The 18,100-nt window shown below is 70.4% G+C and carries 16 protein-coding genes; 10 read left to right on the top strand and 6 right to left on the bottom strand.

Annotated features, from left to right (window positions below):
* Positions 1–126 precede the first annotated feature (126 nt).
* The gene (locus tag D3P35_RS09590; protein WP_118134500.1) at positions 127–1,239 is read right to left on the bottom strand and encodes a C45 family peptidase; all 1,113 of its coding nucleotides are present in this window, start codon (positions 1,237–1,239) and stop codon (positions 127–129) included.
* On the bottom strand, positions 1,236–2,096 hold the full coding sequence (locus D3P35_RS09585; protein ID WP_118134499.1) for an alpha/beta hydrolase: 861 nt from the start codon (positions 2,094–2,096) through the stop codon (positions 1,236–1,238). Before D3P35_RS09585 ends, D3P35_RS09590 begins: the two co-directional genes overlap by 4 nt.
* Before the next feature lie 163 nt (positions 2,097–2,259).
* On the opposite strand from D3P35_RS09585, the gene D3P35_RS09580 reads away from it, so the two are divergent.
* Positions 2,260–2,901: a GntR family transcriptional regulator gene (locus D3P35_RS09580; protein WP_198670534.1), complete on the top strand. Its 642-nt coding sequence runs from the start codon at positions 2,260–2,262 to the stop codon at positions 2,899–2,901.
* A gap of 368 nt (positions 2,902–3,269) precedes the next feature.
* Here the strand turns inward: D3P35_RS09580 and D3P35_RS09575 are convergent, their stop codons facing one another.
* Positions 3,270–3,806 carry a MarR family winged helix-turn-helix transcriptional regulator gene (locus tag D3P35_RS09575; RefSeq protein ID WP_118134497.1) on the bottom strand — a complete coding sequence of 179 codons (537 nt, stop codon included), beginning with the start codon at positions 3,804–3,806 and terminating at the stop codon, positions 3,270–3,272.
* Between the two features lie 145 nt (positions 3,807–3,951).
* On the opposite strand from D3P35_RS09575, the gene D3P35_RS09570 reads away from it, so the two are divergent.
* On the top strand, positions 3,952–5,493 hold the full coding sequence (locus D3P35_RS09570; RefSeq protein WP_118134496.1) for an MDR family MFS transporter: 1,542 nt from the start codon (positions 3,952–3,954) through the stop codon (positions 5,491–5,493).
* Positions 5,494–5,515: 22 nt separating this feature from the next.
* On the opposite strand, the gene D3P35_RS09565 is transcribed toward D3P35_RS09570, so the two are convergent.
* The 3 genes from D3P35_RS09565 to araD all read right to left on the bottom strand — a co-directional run bounded on the left by D3P35_RS09565 (position 5,516) and on the right by araD (position 9,078).
* On the bottom strand, positions 5,516–6,226 hold the full coding sequence (locus D3P35_RS09565; RefSeq protein WP_118134495.1) for a ribonuclease activity regulator RraA: 711 nt from the start codon (positions 6,224–6,226) through the stop codon (positions 5,516–5,518).
* Positions 6,227–6,414: 188 nt separating this feature from the next.
* Positions 6,415–7,314: a dihydrodipicolinate synthase family protein gene (locus tag D3P35_RS09560; protein WP_118134494.1), complete on the bottom strand. Its 900-nt coding sequence runs from the start codon at positions 7,312–7,314 to the stop codon at positions 6,415–6,417.
* Positions 7,315–7,335: 21 nt separating this feature from the next.
* Positions 7,336–9,078 carry an L-arabinonate dehydratase gene (gene araD, locus D3P35_RS09555; protein WP_118134493.1) on the bottom strand — a complete coding sequence of 581 codons (1,743 nt, stop codon included), beginning with the start codon at positions 9,076–9,078 and terminating at the stop codon, positions 7,336–7,338.
* A 240-nt stretch (positions 9,079–9,318) separates the two neighbouring features.
* Here araD and D3P35_RS09550 point away from each other — a divergent pair, with 240 nt between their 5' ends.
* The 8 genes from D3P35_RS09550 to D3P35_RS09515 all read left to right on the top strand — a co-directional run bounded on the left by D3P35_RS09550 (position 9,319) and on the right by D3P35_RS09515 (position 18,094).
* A complete protein-coding gene (locus D3P35_RS09550; RefSeq protein WP_118134492.1) occupies positions 9,319–10,368 on the top strand; it encodes an ABC transporter substrate-binding protein in 1,050 nt (349 codons plus the stop codon).
* Between the two features lie 74 nt (positions 10,369–10,442).
* A complete protein-coding gene (locus D3P35_RS09545) occupies positions 10,443–10,862 on the top strand; it encodes a tripartite tricarboxylate transporter TctB family protein (protein WP_118134491.1) in 420 nt (139 codons plus the stop codon).
* 39 nt (positions 10,863–10,901) lie between these two features.
* Positions 10,902–12,404, top strand: coding sequence for a tripartite tricarboxylate transporter permease (locus D3P35_RS09540; RefSeq protein ID WP_118134490.1), 1,503 nt, complete (start codon positions 10,902–10,904; stop codon positions 12,402–12,404).
* Positions 12,401–13,480, top strand: a complete 1,080-nt coding sequence (locus D3P35_RS09535) for a LacI family DNA-binding transcriptional regulator (protein WP_232830446.1) — start codon at positions 12,401–12,403, stop codon at positions 13,478–13,480. Before D3P35_RS09540 ends, D3P35_RS09535 begins: the two co-directional genes overlap by 4 nt.
* 230 nt (positions 13,481–13,710) lie before the next feature.
* Positions 13,711–14,652 carry a D-ribose ABC transporter substrate-binding protein gene (locus tag D3P35_RS09530; RefSeq protein ID WP_118134489.1) on the top strand — a complete coding sequence of 314 codons (942 nt, stop codon included), beginning with the start codon at positions 13,711–13,713 and terminating at the stop codon, positions 14,650–14,652.
* Positions 14,653–14,826: 174 nt separating this feature from the next.
* Positions 14,827–15,468 carry a DUF2291 family protein gene (locus D3P35_RS09525; RefSeq protein WP_118134488.1) on the top strand — a complete coding sequence of 214 codons (642 nt, stop codon included), beginning with the start codon at positions 14,827–14,829 and terminating at the stop codon, positions 15,466–15,468.
* Complete coding sequence (locus D3P35_RS09520) at positions 15,468–17,033, top strand: sugar ABC transporter ATP-binding protein (protein WP_118134487.1); 1,566 nt, start codon at positions 15,468–15,470, stop codon at positions 17,031–17,033. Before D3P35_RS09525 ends, D3P35_RS09520 begins: the two co-directional genes overlap by 1 nt.
* Complete coding sequence (locus D3P35_RS09515) at positions 17,030–18,094, top strand: ABC transporter permease (RefSeq protein ID WP_118134486.1); 1,065 nt, start codon at positions 17,030–17,032, stop codon at positions 18,092–18,094. The genes D3P35_RS09520 and D3P35_RS09515 overlap by 4 nt, the downstream gene beginning before the upstream one ends.
* The last annotated feature ends 6 nt before the right edge of the window (positions 18,095–18,100 follow it).

Raw genomic sequence — 18,100 nt, 5'->3', positions numbered from 1 at the left:
TGGGCTGCTCCCGCCGGCAGGCAGCGGCAGGAACTCGATGTGACCGGCCGGGGCCGGCATCATCTTGGTTCTGACCGGCCGAAGCCGGTCGGGCAGGGCTGCAAGCCGCCCGGGCGGGGCCCGGGGTCAGAGCCTGTAGGTCACGTACTCCTCGTTCTCGTAGGGCAGCTGGCGCACGTGCATCTCGCCCGCCTCCGCGTCCATGATGATCGAGGCCACGGTGGCCGAGATCCGGTTGGTGCGGGTCATGTCCGGGGTGCGCAGCACGGCGCGGGGGTGGCCGAACCGGTCCTCGAAGGCGGACTTGAAACTGTCGAGCGTGATGGCGCTGCCGTCCTTCTCCAGCCGGGCGCGCACCCGCCGGTCACGGTAGAGGCTGTCCATGCCCTCCACCACGCCGCCGTCGCGCAGCTTGGCGCGGGCGGCGGGGCTGACGAAATGGTTGGCATGGGTCACGATCCCGTCCTCGGGCAGCACCCAGAACACCTCGCCGGGCGTGGTCTCGAGGTTGATCGCGTCGCCCTCGGGGCCGGCACAGCTCAGCATCATGTTGTTGGAGATCGAGCGCGGGGTGCGCGCCACCGCGTTCAGCGCCTCGGCATAGGTCTCCGCCTCGAGCGCGAGGCGGCGGACCACCGAGAGCGCGATGCCCGGCGCCGACCAGCTCTCGTCATCGGTGGAGAGGTTGTTGCCGGTGATGGCGATGCCGTTGGCGTTCATGCCCGCGCGGGCGAGGCCGCCGGCCTCCACATAGGTCATCAGGTCGGGCCCGTCGGCGCGGCGCACGACGAGCACCACCGCCACCTCGCCGCATTCCGGGCGCCAGTCCCAGTTCTGGCCGTGGATCAGCCGGCCGTTGGCCGAGCGCCCGGGCAGCACCGCCGCGGCGGTGCAGCCGTCGTCGAGCTCGGAGCGCTCCGCCGCCGGCACCGCCACCGTTCCGGCATTCAGAACCTCCGAGCGCGCGTTGATCAGCAGCACCTCGGCGGGGTCGAGCCCGGCACCGGCGGCGATGGCATGCACCTCCGCGTGCTGCACGGGGCTCAGCTCGGCCATCCGGCCCAGCAGCAGGCGCGTGGTGTCCATCACCGCGCCCCATTTCAGCCCGCGCTGCTCGAGCAGCGACTGGTAGAAGGCGGCACCGCGCCGGATGCGGGTGTCGGCCGCCGCGCCATACTGGCGGCCACGGGCCTCCGGCGGGCCGGAGATCTCGATCATCGGGGGGGCGGACACGCTCATGCCGCTTTCCTCGCGCGCTGGCGCTGCAGGTGGGCGAGGAAGAAATCCTTCACGTAAGGCAGCACCCCGGTCATCGAATGCGAGACGTTCGGCGCGATGGATTGCGTGGCCTGCACCCCGTGCGCCTTCAGCGAGTTCATCAGCGCGGTGTTGCGCTCGATCCGGGTGGCGCCGGCGTCGTTCGCGCCCTCCATCCAGTGCTGCGAACCGGGCTGGTGGGTGATCTCCCAGGTCTCGAGATCGGCCGCGCCCACCACCAGGTGGACGTCGACCCGGGCGAGGGCGTCGTAATCCACCTCCAGCCCGAACATCTCCTTCACGTTGCGGATGCCCACCCACCAGTCGCGGCTGTCGTCGAGCAGGGTCACCGAGCCGGGCGAGCCGATGCAGGCGGCCGACAGCCGGTCCGCGTGCAGGAACAGGAAGCGGTGGGTGAAATGCCCGCCGCCCGAGAAGCCGAACAGCATGAAGCGCGGGAAGCTCACCCCCAGCGCCGCCTCCACCTCGGCCACCATGGCGAGCAGCACCTCGTCGTAGCGGATGTCGCCCTCGAGGATGTACTTGTAGCCGTCGGAATTGTCGTCGCCGCGCACGCCGATGGGGAAGAGCGGGGCGAGCACCACGCAGTTGTTGTACTGGCCGAACTCCGCGAAGGACGTGCGGTAGAGCTCCTGCTGCCGCGCCGTGCCGTGCATGGACACCAGCAGTGCCGGCGGCGGGCCGGCGGGATCGATCTCCGGAACATAGAGCATGTAGCTGAACCGCGGGTCTGCCTTGCAGGCGACGGAGGCGGTCTTGCCGCGCTTGTAGAGCGAGCGGCGGCGGGCGGTGGCGTCGTCGGTGAGCTGGGGCAGCATGTGGGGTCTCCGTTCTCCTGCCCCGATGAAACGATGCGCATTTATGTGTGTCAATATATGATAAATTATTTGCGCAAATTTTTATTCCAGTTTGGCAAGCCCCGCGCGATGATCTATGAGCAGAGCCGAAACGTTCCGGCCCAAACGCGCGAGAGGTGCCGACATGCCGCAGGACAACCGCCCCCCCTTCACCGACAGGCTGGCCGAGGACATCGTGAACGGCGTCTACGCGCCGGGGGCCTGGCTGAAGCTGGTGGACCTGGAGGAGCAGTACGGCGTCTCGCGCCCCACGGTGCGACGGGCGCTGGAGGGGCTGAGCACGCGGCGCCTTGTGCAGCACCTGCCCAATCGCGGCTACCGGGTGATGCAGTCCGACAGCGGGCTGCGGGCGGAGATCCGCGAGATCCGCACCGTGCTGGAGGTCTACGCGCTCGACAGCATCATGGCGCGCATCACCGACGCCGACATCGACGAGCTGCACGCCCTGGCCGAGGCCTTCGACCGCGCCATCACCGAGGGGCCCCGCCGCGCCCAGACCGCGGCGAACAGCGCCTTCCACCTGCGCCTGCTCTCGATCTGCCCCAACCGCACTCTGGTGGAGGAGATGACCGCCCTGCGCCACCGCGGCCCCGCCGGGGTGCCCAACCCCTGGAGCTCGGTGAGCCAGGCCGAGCGCGCCTCGCGCGACCATTTCCTGATGATCGAGGCGCTGCGGGCGCGCGACACCGGGCGCATGAAGGCCCTCACCCGCCACCATATCAACGAGATCAGCCCGCTCGACCCCGGCCAGCCCGACCCGCGCTGAGCGGGCCGAGGCGCACCGATCACCCCGCAGCCCGCGCCGGCGGAGGGAGGCCGGGCGTGGAGGCGGCACCGCCCGTGTCGGAGGCGCGCCGACACGGTTCGGCAGCAATCCTGCCTGCAGCAAAGCACCGCCCCGCCCGGCGCCGGGGGCCCCTCTCGGGTCGGCGGAGCGCGCCCTTCGCGGCCCGCTTCGCAGGAATGCTGCGGCCAGGTCCCGGGCAGCTCCCGCCCGGCCCGGCCCCGGGGCTGTGGCGGCACGGCCGGGTGCCGCCGCCCGCGCATGCGGCCTGCCCGCCCCGGCGCGGGATCGGCACCGGCCCCGGTGGCCCCGCGAGGGCTTGGGGGCCGACCGCCTTGCCCGGCCGCGGCTCAGCCGCCGCCGGCGCGGTCCATCCGGTTTTCCCAGAGACCGATGAAGCGCTCGAACAGCTCGGCGAAGCGGGCCACGTCCTCGGCCGGCCAGTCCTCCAGCACCTCGTGCAGCAGGCGCAGCTTCACCGCGTGCAGCTCGGCATGCAGCCGCTCGCCCAGTCCGGTGCGCACCACGAGGCTGGAGCGCGCGTCGCTCGGCGAGGCGACACGGGTGAGCAGCCCGCGCTCCACCATGTCCGACACCAGCCGGCTGGCGCGCGAGGGGTCGATGCGCATCGCCTTCGCCACCGCGCCCACGGTGGTGCCCTCCAGCGCATCGGCGGCCCCCGGGCCATGCGGCGGCACCACGGAGAGCACGTCGATGTAGGAGAGCTCTGCCCCCGGCGCCACGTTCTCGATCGCCACCCGGCTGATCACCCGCCGGCCGATGAGCACCCGCAGGCGGCCGATGACCGAGGAGATCCGGACCAGGTCCTCCTCCGGCACGGCGGAAGGCGCGGCCTGCTCCGGCCCGGCGGGGATGTTCGATGTCATGGCGGCCCTTCGGCAGGGAGATTTGCAGATATGTGCTGTTGACATAAATATGCTGTCAGCACATATGTTGCAAGAGCCCCGCACGGCGCAGCGCCCGTGGCCCGGCCTCCCGTCTCGCCGCCCTCACTCATCCACCGGGTTTCTCATGCCACCGCTTTCCTCGCCCGAGACCCCCTCGGGGCTGACCCGCCGCCGCCGGCTCGTCGTCTTCTGCTTCCTGATGCTGTCGATGTTCATGGCGACGCTGGACAATTCCATCGTCTCCACCGCGCTGCCCACCATCGTGGGCCGGTTCGGCGCCATCGAGAAGTTCGGCTGGGTGAGCTCGGCCTACCTGCTGGCGATGAGCTCGGTGATGCCGGTCTACGGCAAGCTGGGCGACCTCTTCGGGCGCAAGTACGTGATGATGTTCGCGGTGGCGCTCTTCGCGGTGGGCTCGCTGGCCTGCGGGCTGGCCTGGTCGATGGACAGCCTGATCGCGGCGCGGGTGCTGCAGGGGCTGGGCGGCGGCGGCATCATGGTGTCGATCTTCTCGATCAACGCCGACCTGTTCGAGCCGCGCGAGCGGGCGAAGTACCAGAGCTTCTCCAGCCTGGTGCTGGTGGCCTCGGGCTCGGTGGGCCCCACGCTGGGCGGGGCGATGAGCGAGCTCTTCGGCTGGCGCTCGATCTTCCTCGTCAACCTGCCCATCGGCGTGCTGGCGCTCTCCGGGCTGTGGCTGCTGCTGGAAAACCACCGCCCGCAGCGCCAGCCGAAGATCGACTATGCCGGCGCCGCGGTGCTGGCGCTTGCCATCGGCTGCACGGTGCTCTGGGCCGACAGCGCGCAGGTGTTCGGCGGCATGTTCACCCCCGCGGCGCTCGGCGTGCTGGGGCTCGCGGCGCTCGCCGCCTTCGCCTGGGTGCTGGTCGAGCGCCGCGCGCCCGAGCCGATCGTGCCGCTGCGCCTGTTCCGCGACCCCACCTTCCCGCTGCTGCTCGTCGTGGCGCTCACCTCGGGCAGCGTGGCCATCGGCATGGTGAATTTCCACGCCCTGTTCCTGCAGATGACCACCGGGCTCTCGCCCGCGCATGCCGGGCTGTTCTTCATCGCCATCACCGGGGGGATAGCGGCGGGCTCGCTCAGCGCCGGGCGGCTGATTTCGCGCACGGGGCAGTACAAGCCCTTCCTGGTGGCGGGGCTGGCGCTGTCGGTGGCGATGATGCTGGTGATGTCGCGGCTGCACGCCGGCACGCCGCTGTGGATGGTGGCGGTCACGCTGCTGCTGCACGGCGCGGGCGTGGGGCTGGGCCAGCAGGCGCCGGTGCTGGGCGCGCAGCTCGCCGCCCCCCGGGCCGATATCGGCGCGGCCACCGGCGCGGTCACCCTGTGCCGCATGGCGGGCGCGGCGCTCGCGATCTCGCTCTACGGCGCGATCATCTCCTCCAGCCTGGCGGGCAGCGGGCTGAACTTCACCGGCGGCGAGGGAGCGGCCATCGCCCCCGACGCGCTGGCCGCCCTGCCGGAGGCGGCGCAACGGGGCGTCGCGCTCGCCTTCTCCGACGCTTTCACCTGGCTCTACGCCGCCGCTGCGGGCATCGCGGCCGTCGGCCTCGCCGCGGCGCTGATGCTCAGGCCGGTCCAGATGCCCGCGCACATGGCCGCACCCGCACCGGCGCCCGCCCCGCAGCCCCGCCCGGCGGAATGAGCCCGCGGGGCAGGGGCCGCCCTCAGCGGCCCTGCGTCTTGCGCCAGGCCTCGAAGGCCTCGCGGTTCTCGTCCTTCGTGCAGGGGTAGAGGCCGATGATCCCGGCACCGCCCTTCACCTGTTCCACCACGAAATCCTCGTAGACGGTCATCTCCTTCGCCTCGGCGGCCAGTTCGTCGGCGAGATGGGCGGGGAGCACGATCACGCAATCCGCGTCGCCCACGATGATGTCGCCGGGAAACACCGGCGCGTCGCCGCAGGCGATGGGCTCGTTGATGGCGATGGCCTCGTTGTTGGTGAGGTTGGTCGGCGAGGAGGGGCGGGTGTGATAGGCCGGCATCTCCAGCCCGGCGATGGTCGCCGCGTCGCGGAAGCCGCCGTCGGTCACCACGCCGGCACCGCCGCGCATCATCAGCCGGGTGATCAGGATGTCGCCGGCCGAGGCGGCATCCGCCTGCTTGCGGCTGTCCATCACCAGCACGTGCCCCTCGGGGCAGCTCTCGATCGCCACGCGTTGCGGGTGGTCGGCGTTGCGGAACACCGAGATGTCGTTGCGGTCCTCGCGCGCGGGGATGTAGCGCAGGGTGAAGGCGGGGCCCACCATGTTGCGCCCCTTCCAGCCCAGCGGCCGCACGCCCTGGATCACCTGGTGGCGCAGGCCGCGCTTGAACAGCGCCGTGGCCAGCGTGGCCACGGAGACGTTCATCAGCATCTCGCGGGTAGCTTCGTTCATCGGGTCGGTCTCCTCGGGGGCACCGCCGGGCAAAGCCGCGCGGGCCGGTTCAGAACTGGGCGGCGCCGCGGCAGGCGCCACGGGCAGGGCGATCAGGCCGCGCGACAGGCGGCGACACTCGGTGCCCGGTCGGGGGCGCGGGCATCACCCGCGCCGGGGCGGCCGGAGCAGGGCAGGAGCCCCGGCGTTCAGGCGAGGCCGCTTTCCTTCAGGAAGGCGCCGAGCCGGGCCTGCTGCGCCTCGGTCAGCGGCCAGGCGGAGGGCGGGCGCGTCGGGCCGCAATCCTGCCCCGTGGCCTGCAGGGCGGCCTTCACCCCGGTCACGTTGGTGCCGTTGAGCTCCTCCGCGCGGATGTCCTCGAAGGCGCGCATGCCGGCGATGAGCCGGTTCGCCTCCGGGTAATCTCCCGCCTCGAGTGCCGCATGGATCGCCACCGAGCGCTCCGGCCAGACGTTGATCAGCCCGGAAGTGAAGCCCCGCGCCCCCACCGCGTAGAGCGGCGGCGCCCAGACCTCGGCGAGCCCGCCCACCCAGGTGATGGAGGGGTCGCAGGCCGCCTTCGCCTCGGCGAGTTTCAGCGGGTTGGGCGTCGCCCATTTCACCCCGCGCACGCCGGGCAGGGCGCAGAGATCGGCGATGGCGCGGGTGCCGATGGCGTCGTTGCGCAGGTACAGCATCACCGGCAGGCCGCCGCCCGCCTCGTGCACCGCGGCCACGTAGTCGAGCGTGCCGCGCGGCGAGACGAACGGGTCCGGCGGCTGGTGGATCATCAGCGCCGTCGCCCCCGCCTCGGCCGAGACGCGGGCAAGGCGGCAGGCGTCGCGGATGCCGCGGCCCACGCCGGCCAGCACCGGGGCGCGGCCGTCCACCAGCGCCACCACCTCGCGGGCCATGGTGCAGGCCTCCTCGGTGGTCAGCGCGTAGAACTCGCCGGTGTTGCCGTTGACCACCGGCATGTGCATGCCCGCGCCGAGCGCGCGGTCGATGATCGGGGCGAGGCGCGCGGGGGCGATCTCGCCCTCCGCGTCATAGGGCGTCACGAGGATGCCGGAAATGCCGGTGAGGGCGGTGTCGAGGTCGAGCGCCATTCTGGCCTCCGTGCGCAGATGTCAGAAGATGTCGGGCTCGCCCGCGGCGGGTCCGAAGCCGCGCTCGAGATAGTCGAAGTCGCAGCCCTTGTCGGCCTGGGTGACATGCTGCGAGAACATCCAGCCCCAGCCCCGGGCGAAGCGCGGCTCGGGCGGCACCCGGGCCTCGCGGCGGCGGGCGATCTCGGCCTCGTCCACCAGCATGTCGAGCCGGCGCGCCGGCAGGTCCATGCGCACGATGTCGCCGGTCTGCAGCAGCGAGAGCGGGCCGCCGATGAAGGCCTCGGGCGCCACATGCAGCACGCAGGCGCCGTAGGAGGTGCCCGACATCCGCGCGTCCGAGATGCGCAGCATGTCGCGATATCCCTGCTTGATCAGTGCCTTGGGGATGGGGAGCATGCCCCATTCCGGCATGCCCGGCCCCCCCTGCGGCCCGGCGTTGCGCAGCACCAGCACGTGGTTCGGCGTGACCTCGAGATCCTCGTCGTCGATGGCCTTCTTCATCTCCGGGTAGCTGTCGAACACCAGCGCCGGGCCCTCGTGGACGTGGAACTTGGGGTCGCAGGCGGCGGGCTTGATCACCGCGCCGTCGGGGCAGAGGTTGCCGCGCAGCAGCGCGAGCGAGCCCTCGTGGTAGACCGGGTTTGACAGCGGGCGGATCACGTCGTCGTTGTAGACCACGGCGCCCTCGAGGTTTTCGCCGAGCGTCTTGCCGGTGACGGTGAGGCAGGAGGTGTCGAGCCGCTCCTCCATCTGCTTCATCAGCGCGCGCAGGCCCCCCGCGTAGAAGAAATCCTCCATCAGGTAGTCCTTCCCCGAGGGGCGGACATTGGCGATGAGCGGCGTCACCCGGCCCAGCTCGTCGAGATCGTCGAGGGTGAAGTCGACACCCGCGCGCCGCGCCATGGCGATGAGATGCACCACCGCGTTGGTCGAGCAGCCGGTGGCCATGGCGATGATGGCCGCGTTGCGCACCGCCGCGGCGGTCACGATCCGGTCGGGCGTGAGGTCTTCCCACACCATGTCGACGATGCGGCGCCCGCAGTCGGCCGACATGCGCTGGTGGCCGGCATCGGGCGCGGGGATCGAGGAGGCGCCGGGCAGGGTGAGGCCCATCGCGTCGGTGATCGCGGTCATGGTCGAGGCGGTGCCCATGGTCATGCAGGTGCCCACCGAGCGGGCGATGCCGCCCTGGATGCCGAGCCATTCCTCGTCGGAGATGTTGCCGGCGCGGCGCTCGTCCCAGTATTTCCAGGCGTCCGAGCCCGAGCCGAGGATCCGCCCCGCGTAATGCCCGCGCAGCATCGGGCCGGCGGGCAGGTAGATCATCGGCACGCCGGCGGTGAGCGCGCCCATCACGAGGCCGGGGGTGGTCTTGTCGCAGCCGCCCATCAGCACCACGCCGTCGAACGGGTGCGAGCGGATCATCTCCTCCGTCTCCATCGCCAGCATGTTGCGGTAGAGCATGGAGGTGGGCTTGGTGAAGCTCTCGTCGACCGAGAGTGCGGGCATCTCCACTGCGAAGCCCCCCGCCTGCGCCACGCCGCGCTTCACGTCGGCCGCGCGCTCGCGGAAATGGCCGTGGCAGGAGTTGATCTCCGACCAGGTGTTGAGGATGCCGATCAGCGGCTTGTCGCGGAAATCGGCCTCCGAGTAGCCCAGCTGCATCATGCGCGAGCGGTGCCCGAAGCTGCGCAGGTCATCCGGTCCGAACCAGCGCGACGAGCGCAGCTCCTGCGGGGTCTTGCGGGGTGTGGCGGCCATGATCGTTTGCCTTTCCTCCAACATTTCTTCCTCAATGTATGCGCAATCATTGCCGGTCCTGTCAATCGCGCCGCTCGAGAATCCGCCGCGTACCCGTCTCGGGTGGACCAATCGCTGAATCATTGACAGGGCTCGGGAAGCTGTGCTGATATTCATGTATGCGCTTACATAAGGCGCCCCGGGGGCAGTGACCCCGGTGCAGAACCGCAGTGGCCGCGGTGCGGCCCAAGGGAGGACCACATGAAACTCACGCGCAGAACGCTTCTCGCTGCGGCTTCGGCCGCGTCCCTGCTCGCGCTGCCGCTGGTGGCCGAGGCGCAGAACCTGCCGCGCAACATGCGCATGGTGATCGGCTCCAAGTCGACCGGCGGCGACACCTACCAGAACTCCGCCATCGTGGCCGACGCGCTGTCCGAGAAGCTGGGCATCAACATCAAGGTCGACGCGGTGGGCGCCACCGAGGCGTTCAAGGCGCTGGCGCGCGACAGCCGCGGCACCACGATCATGATCTTCCACGACCAGTCCTACCTCGCCAATCTCTACGGCGTGACCGGCTACGACGACCCGTTCGAGAACTACACCGTGGGCCCCACGGTGGCGATCAACCCCGGCAACGCCTATCTGGTGCCGGCCGATTCGCCCTACCAGAGCATGGAGGACATCCTCGCCGCGGCCGAGGCCGGCACCCGGGTGCGCGTCGCCATTCAGCCCGGCGGGGTCTCCGAGATCGGCTTCTCCGCGCTCAAGAACGCCGCCAAGCTGCGCGCGCCGGGCTCGGAGGAGAACATCGTCCCGGTGAACACCGGCTCGCAATCCGACAAGAACCAGGCGATGTGGGACGACCTCGCCGACGTGATCAACGGCTCGATCCAGGCCAACGAGCAGTTCACCCAGCTGCCCGCCGATGACGCGAAGGCGATGCGCTTCGTCTGGATCACCGCGCGGCCCGAGACGCTGGAGCAGGCGCCCGAGGCCGGCATGGGCGGCACCAGCCGCGCCGACATGCTCGCCCACGCCAGCCCGCAGACCAGCGTGACCCTCGACGGCGAGAAGGACTTCACCTTCGACAAGGAGTTCTTCCTGCTGTTCAACAAGGAGATGGACCCCGAGATCGCCGCGGCCATCGACACCGCGCTGGGGGAGATCTTCGCCGAGGGCCAGATCCAGGAACGCCAGAAGGCGGCCTTCTTCATCCCCAACTACCTCTCCGCCGAGGAGGCCCGCGCCCACCTGCAGGAAAAGCGCGACGCCTACGAGAAGGTGATCTCCGAGATCTCCGGCGGCTCCTGAGCCGCCCCGGCTGAACCCGCAGTTCCGGCCCGCCCCGCCCCCGGGGCGGGCCCGCTCACCCAAAGGGGGTCCGCATGGGCGATCTCACCCGCGTGACGATCGATTTCGAGACATCGCATCTCGTGTTCCCGATCCTCATCGCCATCATCCTGGGCCTGCTGGGGCTGGCCATCGCGATCCGCGACCGCGCGCGCATCGCCGCCGCGGTGCCATACTGGCGGCGCACCCTCGCCGCGATGGACAAGCCGCGCTTCCTCGGCACCATCGCGCTCACGCTGGTCTATTTCTCCGCCATGGTGCCGGTGGGCGACATCTGGCCCAACACGGGGCTGGGCTTCCTGCTGTGCTCCATCCCCTACATCCTGGCCACGGGGCTGCTGTTCATGCACGAGCGCCGACCGCGGCAGGTGCTGCCGCTGGTGGTGGTGGCCCTCGCGGGGCCGGTCTTCGTGTGGTGGCTGTTCACCTACCCGCTGTTCCTCACCCTGCCCTGAACACGCAGCCGTTGCTGAATTCCCCGTCGGGAGGCCGAAATGTTCGAGTTCATCACGCCGCTCTTCCTGTCGCTCATCCTGGGCGGCACGATGGTGGGCATCATCTTCGGCGCCATCCCGGGCATGACGGCCACCATGGCGGTGGCGGTCTCGCTGCCGCTCACCTATTCGCTGGGGCTGGAAAACGGGCTGGCGCTGCTGCTCGGCCTCTACGTGGGCGGCATCTCGGGCGGGCTGGTGCCCGCGGTGCTGCTGGGCATTCCCGGCACGCCGAGCTCGATCACCACCACCTTCGACGGCTACCCGATGGCACAGCGCGGCGAGGGCGAGACGGCGCTGCGCATCGGCATCATCGCCTCCTTCGCGGGCGGCATCATCAGCCTCGTGGTGCTCTGGCTCTTCGCCCCCACGCTGGCGGATTTCGCCATCAAGTTCTCCTACGTGGAGAAATTCCTCATCATCCTCTTCGCCCTCACGGTGATGGCGGCGCTGTCGAAGGACATGCTGATGGGCATCTTCTCCGGCGTGCTGGGCATCTTCATCAGCCTGATCGGCACCTATGACGTCTCCTCGGGCGGCAACGGCGAGCTGCGCCTGGTGCCGCCGGGCACCGAGTACTGGCTGGAGAGCGGCTTCTCGCTGCTGCCGGTGCTGATCGGGCTCTTCGGCCTCGCCGCCATCCTCGAGCAGGCCGAACTGGGCGTGCCCAAGGGCCATTCCGCGAAGGACATCAAGGTGGGCGCGCATGCGAGCTTCTCCTTCTCCGTCTTCCGCGGGCAGGTGGTGAACCTGCTGCGCTCGGGCGGCATCGGCACCTTCGTGGGCATCCTGCCCGGGGTGGGGGGCTCGGCCGCCTCGATCATCGCCTACACCAACGCCAAGACCTTCTCGCGCCGCCCCGAGCGCTTCGGCAAGGGCGAGCCGGCGGGCATCATCGCCTCCGAGGCCGGCAACAACGGCCTCACCGGCGGCGCGCTGGTGCCGCTGCTCTCGCTCGGCATCCCGGGCGATTCCACCACCGCGCTGCTGATCGGCGCCTTCACCCTGCAGGGCGTGCAGGTGGGCCCGCTCTTCATCGGCAACAACCCCGACACCTGGAACGCGATGATCATCGCCATGCTGGTGGCCAATGTGGCGATGCTGGTGATGATGTATGTCGCCATCCGCTGGTTCGCGCTGGTGGTGACCATCCCCAAGCACATCCTCTTCCCCGTCATCCTGATGATGTGCGTGATCGGCGCCTACACCATCAACTACGGCATCATGTTCGATGTCTGGACCCTGGCGATCTTCGGCATCTTCGGCTGGCTCGCGGGCAAGCTCAGGCTCGAGATCGCGCCCTTCATCATCGGCTTCATCCTCGGGCCCTCGGCCGAGATCTACTTCGTCAAGAGCCTCGAGAGCTTCGGCGACCTCACCATCTTCTTCACCAAGAGCTGGATCGCCATGCTGCTCTGGGTGCTGATCATCGGTTCGGTGGTGGTCTCGGTGCTGCTCGCGCGCAAGGCAAGGCGCGACGGGCAGGGCGGGGAGGAGGCTTGAACTCCCCCGCCCCGGACAGGATGATGCGCGCCATGGATGGCAAGGACGATCACGACAGGCCGGCCCCGGCGAAACGCCCCGCCTCGCGCGGGGTGACGATGGAGGCCGTGGGCCGGCTGGCGGGGGTCTCGCAGGTCACCGTCTCGCGGGCGCTGAGCGACCCCTCCAAGGTCTCGCCCGCCACGATGGAGCGCATCCGCGAGGCGATCGAGCTCACCGGCTACGTGCCCAACGCGCTCGCGGGCGCGCTCGCCTCCAGCCGCTCGCGCCTCGTCTCCGCCCTGGTGCCCTCCATCACCAACGTGGTCTATGCCTCGATGATCCAGGCCTTCGGCGCCGGCATCCGCGACAGCGGCTACCAGATCATGCTCTCCGAGACCGGCTTCGCCCCGCAGGACGAGGAGGCGCTGGTGGCCGCCCATCTCTCGCGCCGGCCCGACGCGATGCTGCTCACCGGCATCCACCACTCGGCCCGCACCCGGCGCATGCTGCTGGGCGCCGGCATCCCCGTGGTCGAGGTCTGGGACATCACCGACAGCCCGATCGACCTCTGCGTGGGCTTCTCCCATATCGAGACCGGCCGGGCCGTGGCCGATTACGCCGCCGATGCCGGCCACCGCCGCGCCGGCGTGGTCTCGGCCGGAGACGAGCGCGCCCGCCGCCGCATGGCCGCCTTCACCGAGCGCTTCCGCGCCCGCACCGGCGCCACCGCGGCCCAGGCGCTGTTCCCCGCGCAAGCGAGCCTCGAATGCGGCCGCGAGGGGCTCGCCCGGCTCATCGAGGCCGAGGGCTTCACCGGCGGCGTGGTGTTCTGCAGCTCCGACCTGCTCGCCCATGGCGTGCTGATCGAGGCGCAGTCCCGCGGTCTCGACGTGCCGGGCGAGGTGGCGGTGATCGGCTTCGGCGACCAGGATTTCAGCCCCTGGACCAGCCCCGGCATCACCACCGTGCGGGTCGACCGCCCGGCCTTCGGCCATGCCGCCGCGCGCGGCCTTCTGGCCCGGCTGCAGGGCGGCAGCGCCGAGACAACGGTGATAGACCTCGGCTTCGAGATCGTGCCCCGCGGCTCGTCCTGAGCCGCAAACCCCCGCGTTTCCAGCATGTTGCACCGCTCCGCCCCCCGCGCGGAGCGCGTCTGTTCGCACGCGGGGCGCGCCCGTTCGCGCGCGTGGCGTGGCACCTCAAAAGAGATCATCTGTGATACTCATCATACCTGTTGACGCATGGAGACGTCTGTTGCACCCTGATGGCGCCACGGGAGGTCAAGGCACGGCGAAACGTGCCTGCCCGGGCGGGAGGAGCAAAAATGAATTTCACACGCAGAGTGCTGCTGCACTCCGTCGCCTTCGCGATGGCCTGCAGCCTTCCGGGTCTGGCCTCGGCCGCCGATCTCATCGCCATCATCACCCCCAGCCACGACAACCCGTTCTTCAAGGCCGAGGCCGTGGGCGCCGAGGCGCGGGCCAAGGAGCTGGGCTACGACACGCTCGTGCTCGTGCATGACGACGACCCCAACAAGCAGTCCGAGATGTTCGACACCGCCATCGCCCGCGGCGCGAAGGCGATCATCCTCGACAATGCCGGGGCCGATGCCACCGTCGCCCCGGTGCAGCGCGCGAAGGACGCCGGCATCCCCAGCTTCCTCATCGACCGCGAGATCAAGGAGAGCGGCATCGCCGTGAGCCAGATCGTGTCGAACAACTACCAGGGCGCCCAGCTCGGGGCCGAGCAGTTCGTCGAGCTGATGGGCGAGGAGGGCAAGTACGCCGAGCTCCTCGGCCGCGAGGCCGACACCAATGCCGGCATCCGCTCCGCCGGCTACCACGACATCATCGACCAGTACCCCGACCTCGAGATGGTCACCCAGCAGTCGGCCAACTGGTCGCAGACCGAGGCCTACGGCAAGATGGAGACCATCCTGCAGGCCCATCCGGACATCAAGGGCGTGATCTCGGGCAACGACACCATGGCCATGGGCGCCTGGGCGGCGCTGGAGGCCGCGGGGCGGACCGACGTGATCGTGGTCGGCTTCGACGGCTCCAACGACGTGCGGGACTCGATCCTCGCCGGCGGCATCAAGGCCACGGTGCTGCAGCCCGCCTTCCGCCAGGCGCAGCTCGCCGTGGAGCAGGCCGACCAGTACCTGCGCACCGGCGAGACCGGGGTGGACGAGAAGCAGCTCATGGACTGCATCCTGATCACCCCCGAGAACGCCGGCCAGCTCGAGACCTTCGCGCTCGACGGCTGAGCCCCCGCCGCGCGGGCCGCCCGCGCGGCCCGCGCCGATGGCGCGCTCACCGCCGCCCGCCCGTGGGCCGACCTGCCCCGCCGCCCGCTTGCCCGGGCGGCCCCCGAGTTCCCGATACCCCCCCGCCGGACGGCCCCGCCCGTCTGCCGCGCGGGGCCGCTTCCGGAGGAGTTCATGTTGCGCTGGCTCTGCCTCGCCCTCATCCTGCCCGCCCTCGCCGGCTGCAAGATCGTCCCCGACCCGGACCCGACCGCGGCCGACGGCTCGGGCGGTGGCGGCGCGCAGCAGACCGACGAGCAGCGCATGGAGGCCCGTGTCGCCGCGGACTGGGAGGAGACGGTGCTGCCCGCGCTCGCGCAGGAGACCGCCGCTTTCGCCGAGGTGAAGCCCGCCCTCGCCGCCGGGCTCGACAGCGCGGGCGAGCGTTTCGGCGTGCGCCCCGCCGCGGGCTCGGCGCCGTGGAACTTCGTGGTGAGCGGGCAGGGCACCGTGGTCGCCTCCAAGCTCGACAGCCGCGCCGCCTCGATGGACCTCGACACCGACGGCGACGGCGCCGCCGACATCCGCGTGCAGCTCGGCCCCATCGTGCGCGGCACCGGCCTGCGCGACGCGCTCACCGTCTACGATTTCACCGCCTTCCGCGACCAGATCGAGTTCGCCAAGCTCGCCCGCGCCCTCAACGACCGCGCCGTGGCGGATATCGCGAAGCCCGAAGCCGACCCCGCAGGGGCCACCTACGCCTTCACCGGCGTCATCACGCCCAAGGCGGGCGAGAGCCCGATCCCCCTCGTGCCCGTCACCCTGGAGGCCCGCTGATGGAGCCCGGCCAGCACCCCGTGGGCCTGCAGATCCGCGGCGGCACCAAGGTCTATCCCGGCACCGTGGCGCTGAAGGCGGCGGATTTCGACCTGCGCATGGGTGCGGTGAACGTGCTGGTGGGCGAGAACGGCGCCGGCAAGTCCACCATGATGAAGGTGATCGCGGGGGTGGAGCGCCTTACCGAGGGCCGCATCCTGATGGAGGGCGAGGAGGTGAGCTTCCACGGCACGGAAGACGCCGCGCGCCACGGCATCGGCATCGTGTTCCAGGAGCTCAACCTGTTCCCGAACATGACCGTGGCCGAGAACATCTTCATCACCCGCGAGCGCACCCGCCTCGGCATCGACATCGACAAGGCAGCCCAGCGGGAGGCCACCCGCGCCCTCATGGCCCGGCTCGAGCACGACATCGACCCCGACACCCCGGTGGGCGAGCTGCGCGTGGGCCAGCAGCAGATCGTCGAGATCGCCAAGAGCCTCTCCCAGGACGCGAAGATCCTCATCCTCGACGAGCCCACCTCCGCGCTCTCGGCCTCGGAGGTGGAGATCCTGTTCCGCGTCATCGCCGACCTGAAGCGCAACGGCGTGGGCATCGTCTACATCTCGCACCGGCTGGAGGAGCTGATCCGCATCGGCGACTACATCACCGTGCTGCGTGACGGGGTGGTGACCGGCTCGCGCCCCATGGCGGGCGTCGACGTGGGCTGGATCGTGCGCAACATGATCGGCGAGGCCTCGAAGGATTTCGCCAAGACCGAGGAGCACGCCTTCGGCCCCGAGCTGTTCCGCGCCGAGGGCGTGAGCCTTGCGCGCCCGGGCGGGGGGCTCGCGGTCAACGACGTCTCGCTCTCCCTGCGCGCCGGCGAGATCCTCGGCATCTACGGGCTGATGGGGGCGGGGCGCTCCGAGTTCCTCGAATGCGTGATCGGCCGGCATTCCCACGCCACGGGGCGGTTCTTCGTCGAGGGGCGGCCGCTCACCGAGCGCTCGGTGGCCGGGCGCATCGAGCGCGGCATCGCCCTCATCCCCGAGGACCGCAAGCAGGACGGGCTGGTGGAGATCCTCTCCATCCGCGAGAACATGACCCTCTCGAGCCTGTGGGACTTCACCCGCGTCTTCCACATGAACCTGCGGGCCGAGAAGGGCGCGGTGGGTGATTTCGTCCGCCGCCTCGCCATCAAGATCGCCTCCGACGAACACCCGGTGGGCAGCCTCTCGGGCGGCAACCAGCAGAAGGTGGTGATCGGCAAGGCGCTGATGACCCGGCCGAAGGTGCTGCTGATGGACGAGCCCTCCCGCGGCATCGACATCGGCGCCAAGGCCGAGGTGTTCCGCACCATGCGCAAGCTCGCGGCCGAGGGGCTGGGCATCCTCTTCGTCACCTCCGACCTCGACGAGGTGATGTCGCTCTCCGACCGCATCATCGTGATGTCCGACGGCCGCATCACCGGCGAGTTCCCGCGCGAGGAGGCCACCGAGACGCGCCTCGTAGCCGCCTCCGCCGTGGGCCACGCGCCCGATGCGCCCCATCCCGAAACCCTTCAAGCCGAGGCACGCCCATGACCGCCGTCGCCACGAACCCGCCGGGCAGCGCCGGCACGCAGGGCGCGCTGCTCCTGCTCCTGAAGGCCCGCACCTTCATCGCGCTCATCCTCGTCTTCGCCTTCTTCGCCTTCGCGGCACCCAACTTCCTCTCCACGGCGAACATGGTGATCATGTCCAAGCACGTGGCGCTGAACGCCTTCCTCGCCATCGGCATGACCTTCGTGATCATCTCCGGGGGCATCGACCTCTCGGTGGGCTCCATCGTCGGGCTCTGCGGCATGGTGGCGGGCTGGCTGGTGCTCTACGGGGTGAACCCCGGGCTGGGCTGGTCGATCCAGTTCAACACGCTGGAGATCTGCCTCATCGTCATCCTCGTCGGTGTCGCGGTGGGGGCGGTGAACGGGCTGCTGGTGACAAAGCTCAACGTTGCCCCCTTCATCGCCACGCTGGGCACGCTCTACGTGGCGCGCGGCCTCGCCCTGCTGTCGTCGGACGGCGCCACCTTCCCCAACCTCGGCGGCAACCCCGAGTATGGCTCGGCGAGCTTCCGGCTCATCGGCGCGGGCTCGTTCCTCGGCATCCCGATCTCGATCTGGATGCTGGTGGCGGTGGGCTGCCTTGCCGCCTACATCGCCCGGCGCACGCCGCTGGGCCGGTTCATCTACGCCGTGGGGGGCAACGAGCGCGGCGCCGCCCTCTCGGGGGTAAAGGTGAACCGCATCAAGATGTTCGTCTACATGTTCTCCGGCTTCTGCGCCGCGCTCGTGGGGCTGATCATCTCCTCCCAGCTCGTCGCCGCCCACCCCGCCACGGGCGAGACCTTCGAGCTCAACGCCATCGCCGCGGCGGTGCTGGGCGGCACCTCGATGTCCGGCGGGCGCGGGCGCATCGGCGGCACCATCGTGGGCGCCTTCGTCATCGGCGTGCTCTCCGACGGGCTGGTGATGATGGGCGTCTCCGCCTTCTGGCAGACGGTCATCAAGGGGCTGGTGATCATCGCCGCCGTGGTGGTCGACCAGGCCCAGCAGCGCCTGCAGGCCCGGGTGGCGCTGCAGGCGCAGGCCGCCCTGGGCAAGTGAGGGAGG

This window comes from Oceanicella sp. SM1341 (genome assembly GCF_003448965.1).
Classification (GTDB): Bacteria; Pseudomonadota; Alphaproteobacteria; order Rhodobacterales; family Rhodobacteraceae; genus Paroceanicella.
The sequence above is the reverse complement of the archived record's forward strand: the minus strand, read 5'-3'. Positions and strand labels throughout refer to the sequence as shown.

Coding starts and splice junctions, on each gene's coding strand:
- D3P35_RS09560 (WP_118134494.1), bottom strand. CDS start 7,314: ATGGCGCTCGACCTCGACACCGCCCTCACCGGCATTTCCGGCATCCTC.
- D3P35_RS09575 (WP_118134497.1), bottom strand. CDS start 3,806: ATGACATCGAACATCCCCGCCGGGCCGGAGCAGGCCGCGCCTTCCGCC.
- D3P35_RS09565 (WP_118134495.1), bottom strand. CDS start 6,226: ATGAACGAAGCTACCCGCGAGATGCTGATGAACGTCTCCGTGGCCACG.
- D3P35_RS09590 (WP_118134500.1), bottom strand. CDS start 1,239: ATGAGCGTGTCCGCCCCCCCGATGATCGAGATCTCCGGCCCGCCGGAG.
- D3P35_RS09570 (WP_118134496.1), top strand. CDS start 3,952: ATGCCACCGCTTTCCTCGCCCGAGACCCCCTCGGGGCTGACCCGCCGC.
- D3P35_RS09585 (WP_118134499.1), bottom strand. CDS start 2,096: ATGCTGCCCCAGCTCACCGACGACGCCACCGCCCGCCGCCGCTCGCTC.
- D3P35_RS09550 (WP_118134492.1), top strand. CDS start 9,319: ATGAAACTCACGCGCAGAACGCTTCTCGCTGCGGCTTCGGCCGCGTCC.
- araD (WP_118134493.1), bottom strand. CDS start 9,078: ATGGCCGCCACACCCCGCAAGACCCCGCAGGAGCTGCGCTCGTCGCGC.
- D3P35_RS09520 (WP_118134487.1), top strand. CDS start 15,468: ATGGAGCCCGGCCAGCACCCCGTGGGCCTGCAGATCCGCGGCGGCACC.
- D3P35_RS09540 (WP_118134490.1), top strand. CDS start 10,902: ATGTTCGAGTTCATCACGCCGCTCTTCCTGTCGCTCATCCTGGGCGGC.
- D3P35_RS09530 (WP_118134489.1), top strand. CDS start 13,711: ATGAATTTCACACGCAGAGTGCTGCTGCACTCCGTCGCCTTCGCGATG.
- D3P35_RS09545 (WP_118134491.1), top strand. CDS start 10,443: ATGGGCGATCTCACCCGCGTGACGATCGATTTCGAGACATCGCATCTC.
- D3P35_RS09525 (WP_118134488.1), top strand. CDS start 14,827: ATGTTGCGCTGGCTCTGCCTCGCCCTCATCCTGCCCGCCCTCGCCGGC.
- D3P35_RS09515 (WP_118134486.1), top strand. CDS start 17,030: ATGACCGCCGTCGCCACGAACCCGCCGGGCAGCGCCGGCACGCAGGGC.
- D3P35_RS09580 (WP_198670534.1), top strand. CDS start 2,260: ATGCCGCAGGACAACCGCCCCCCCTTCACCGACAGGCTGGCCGAGGAC.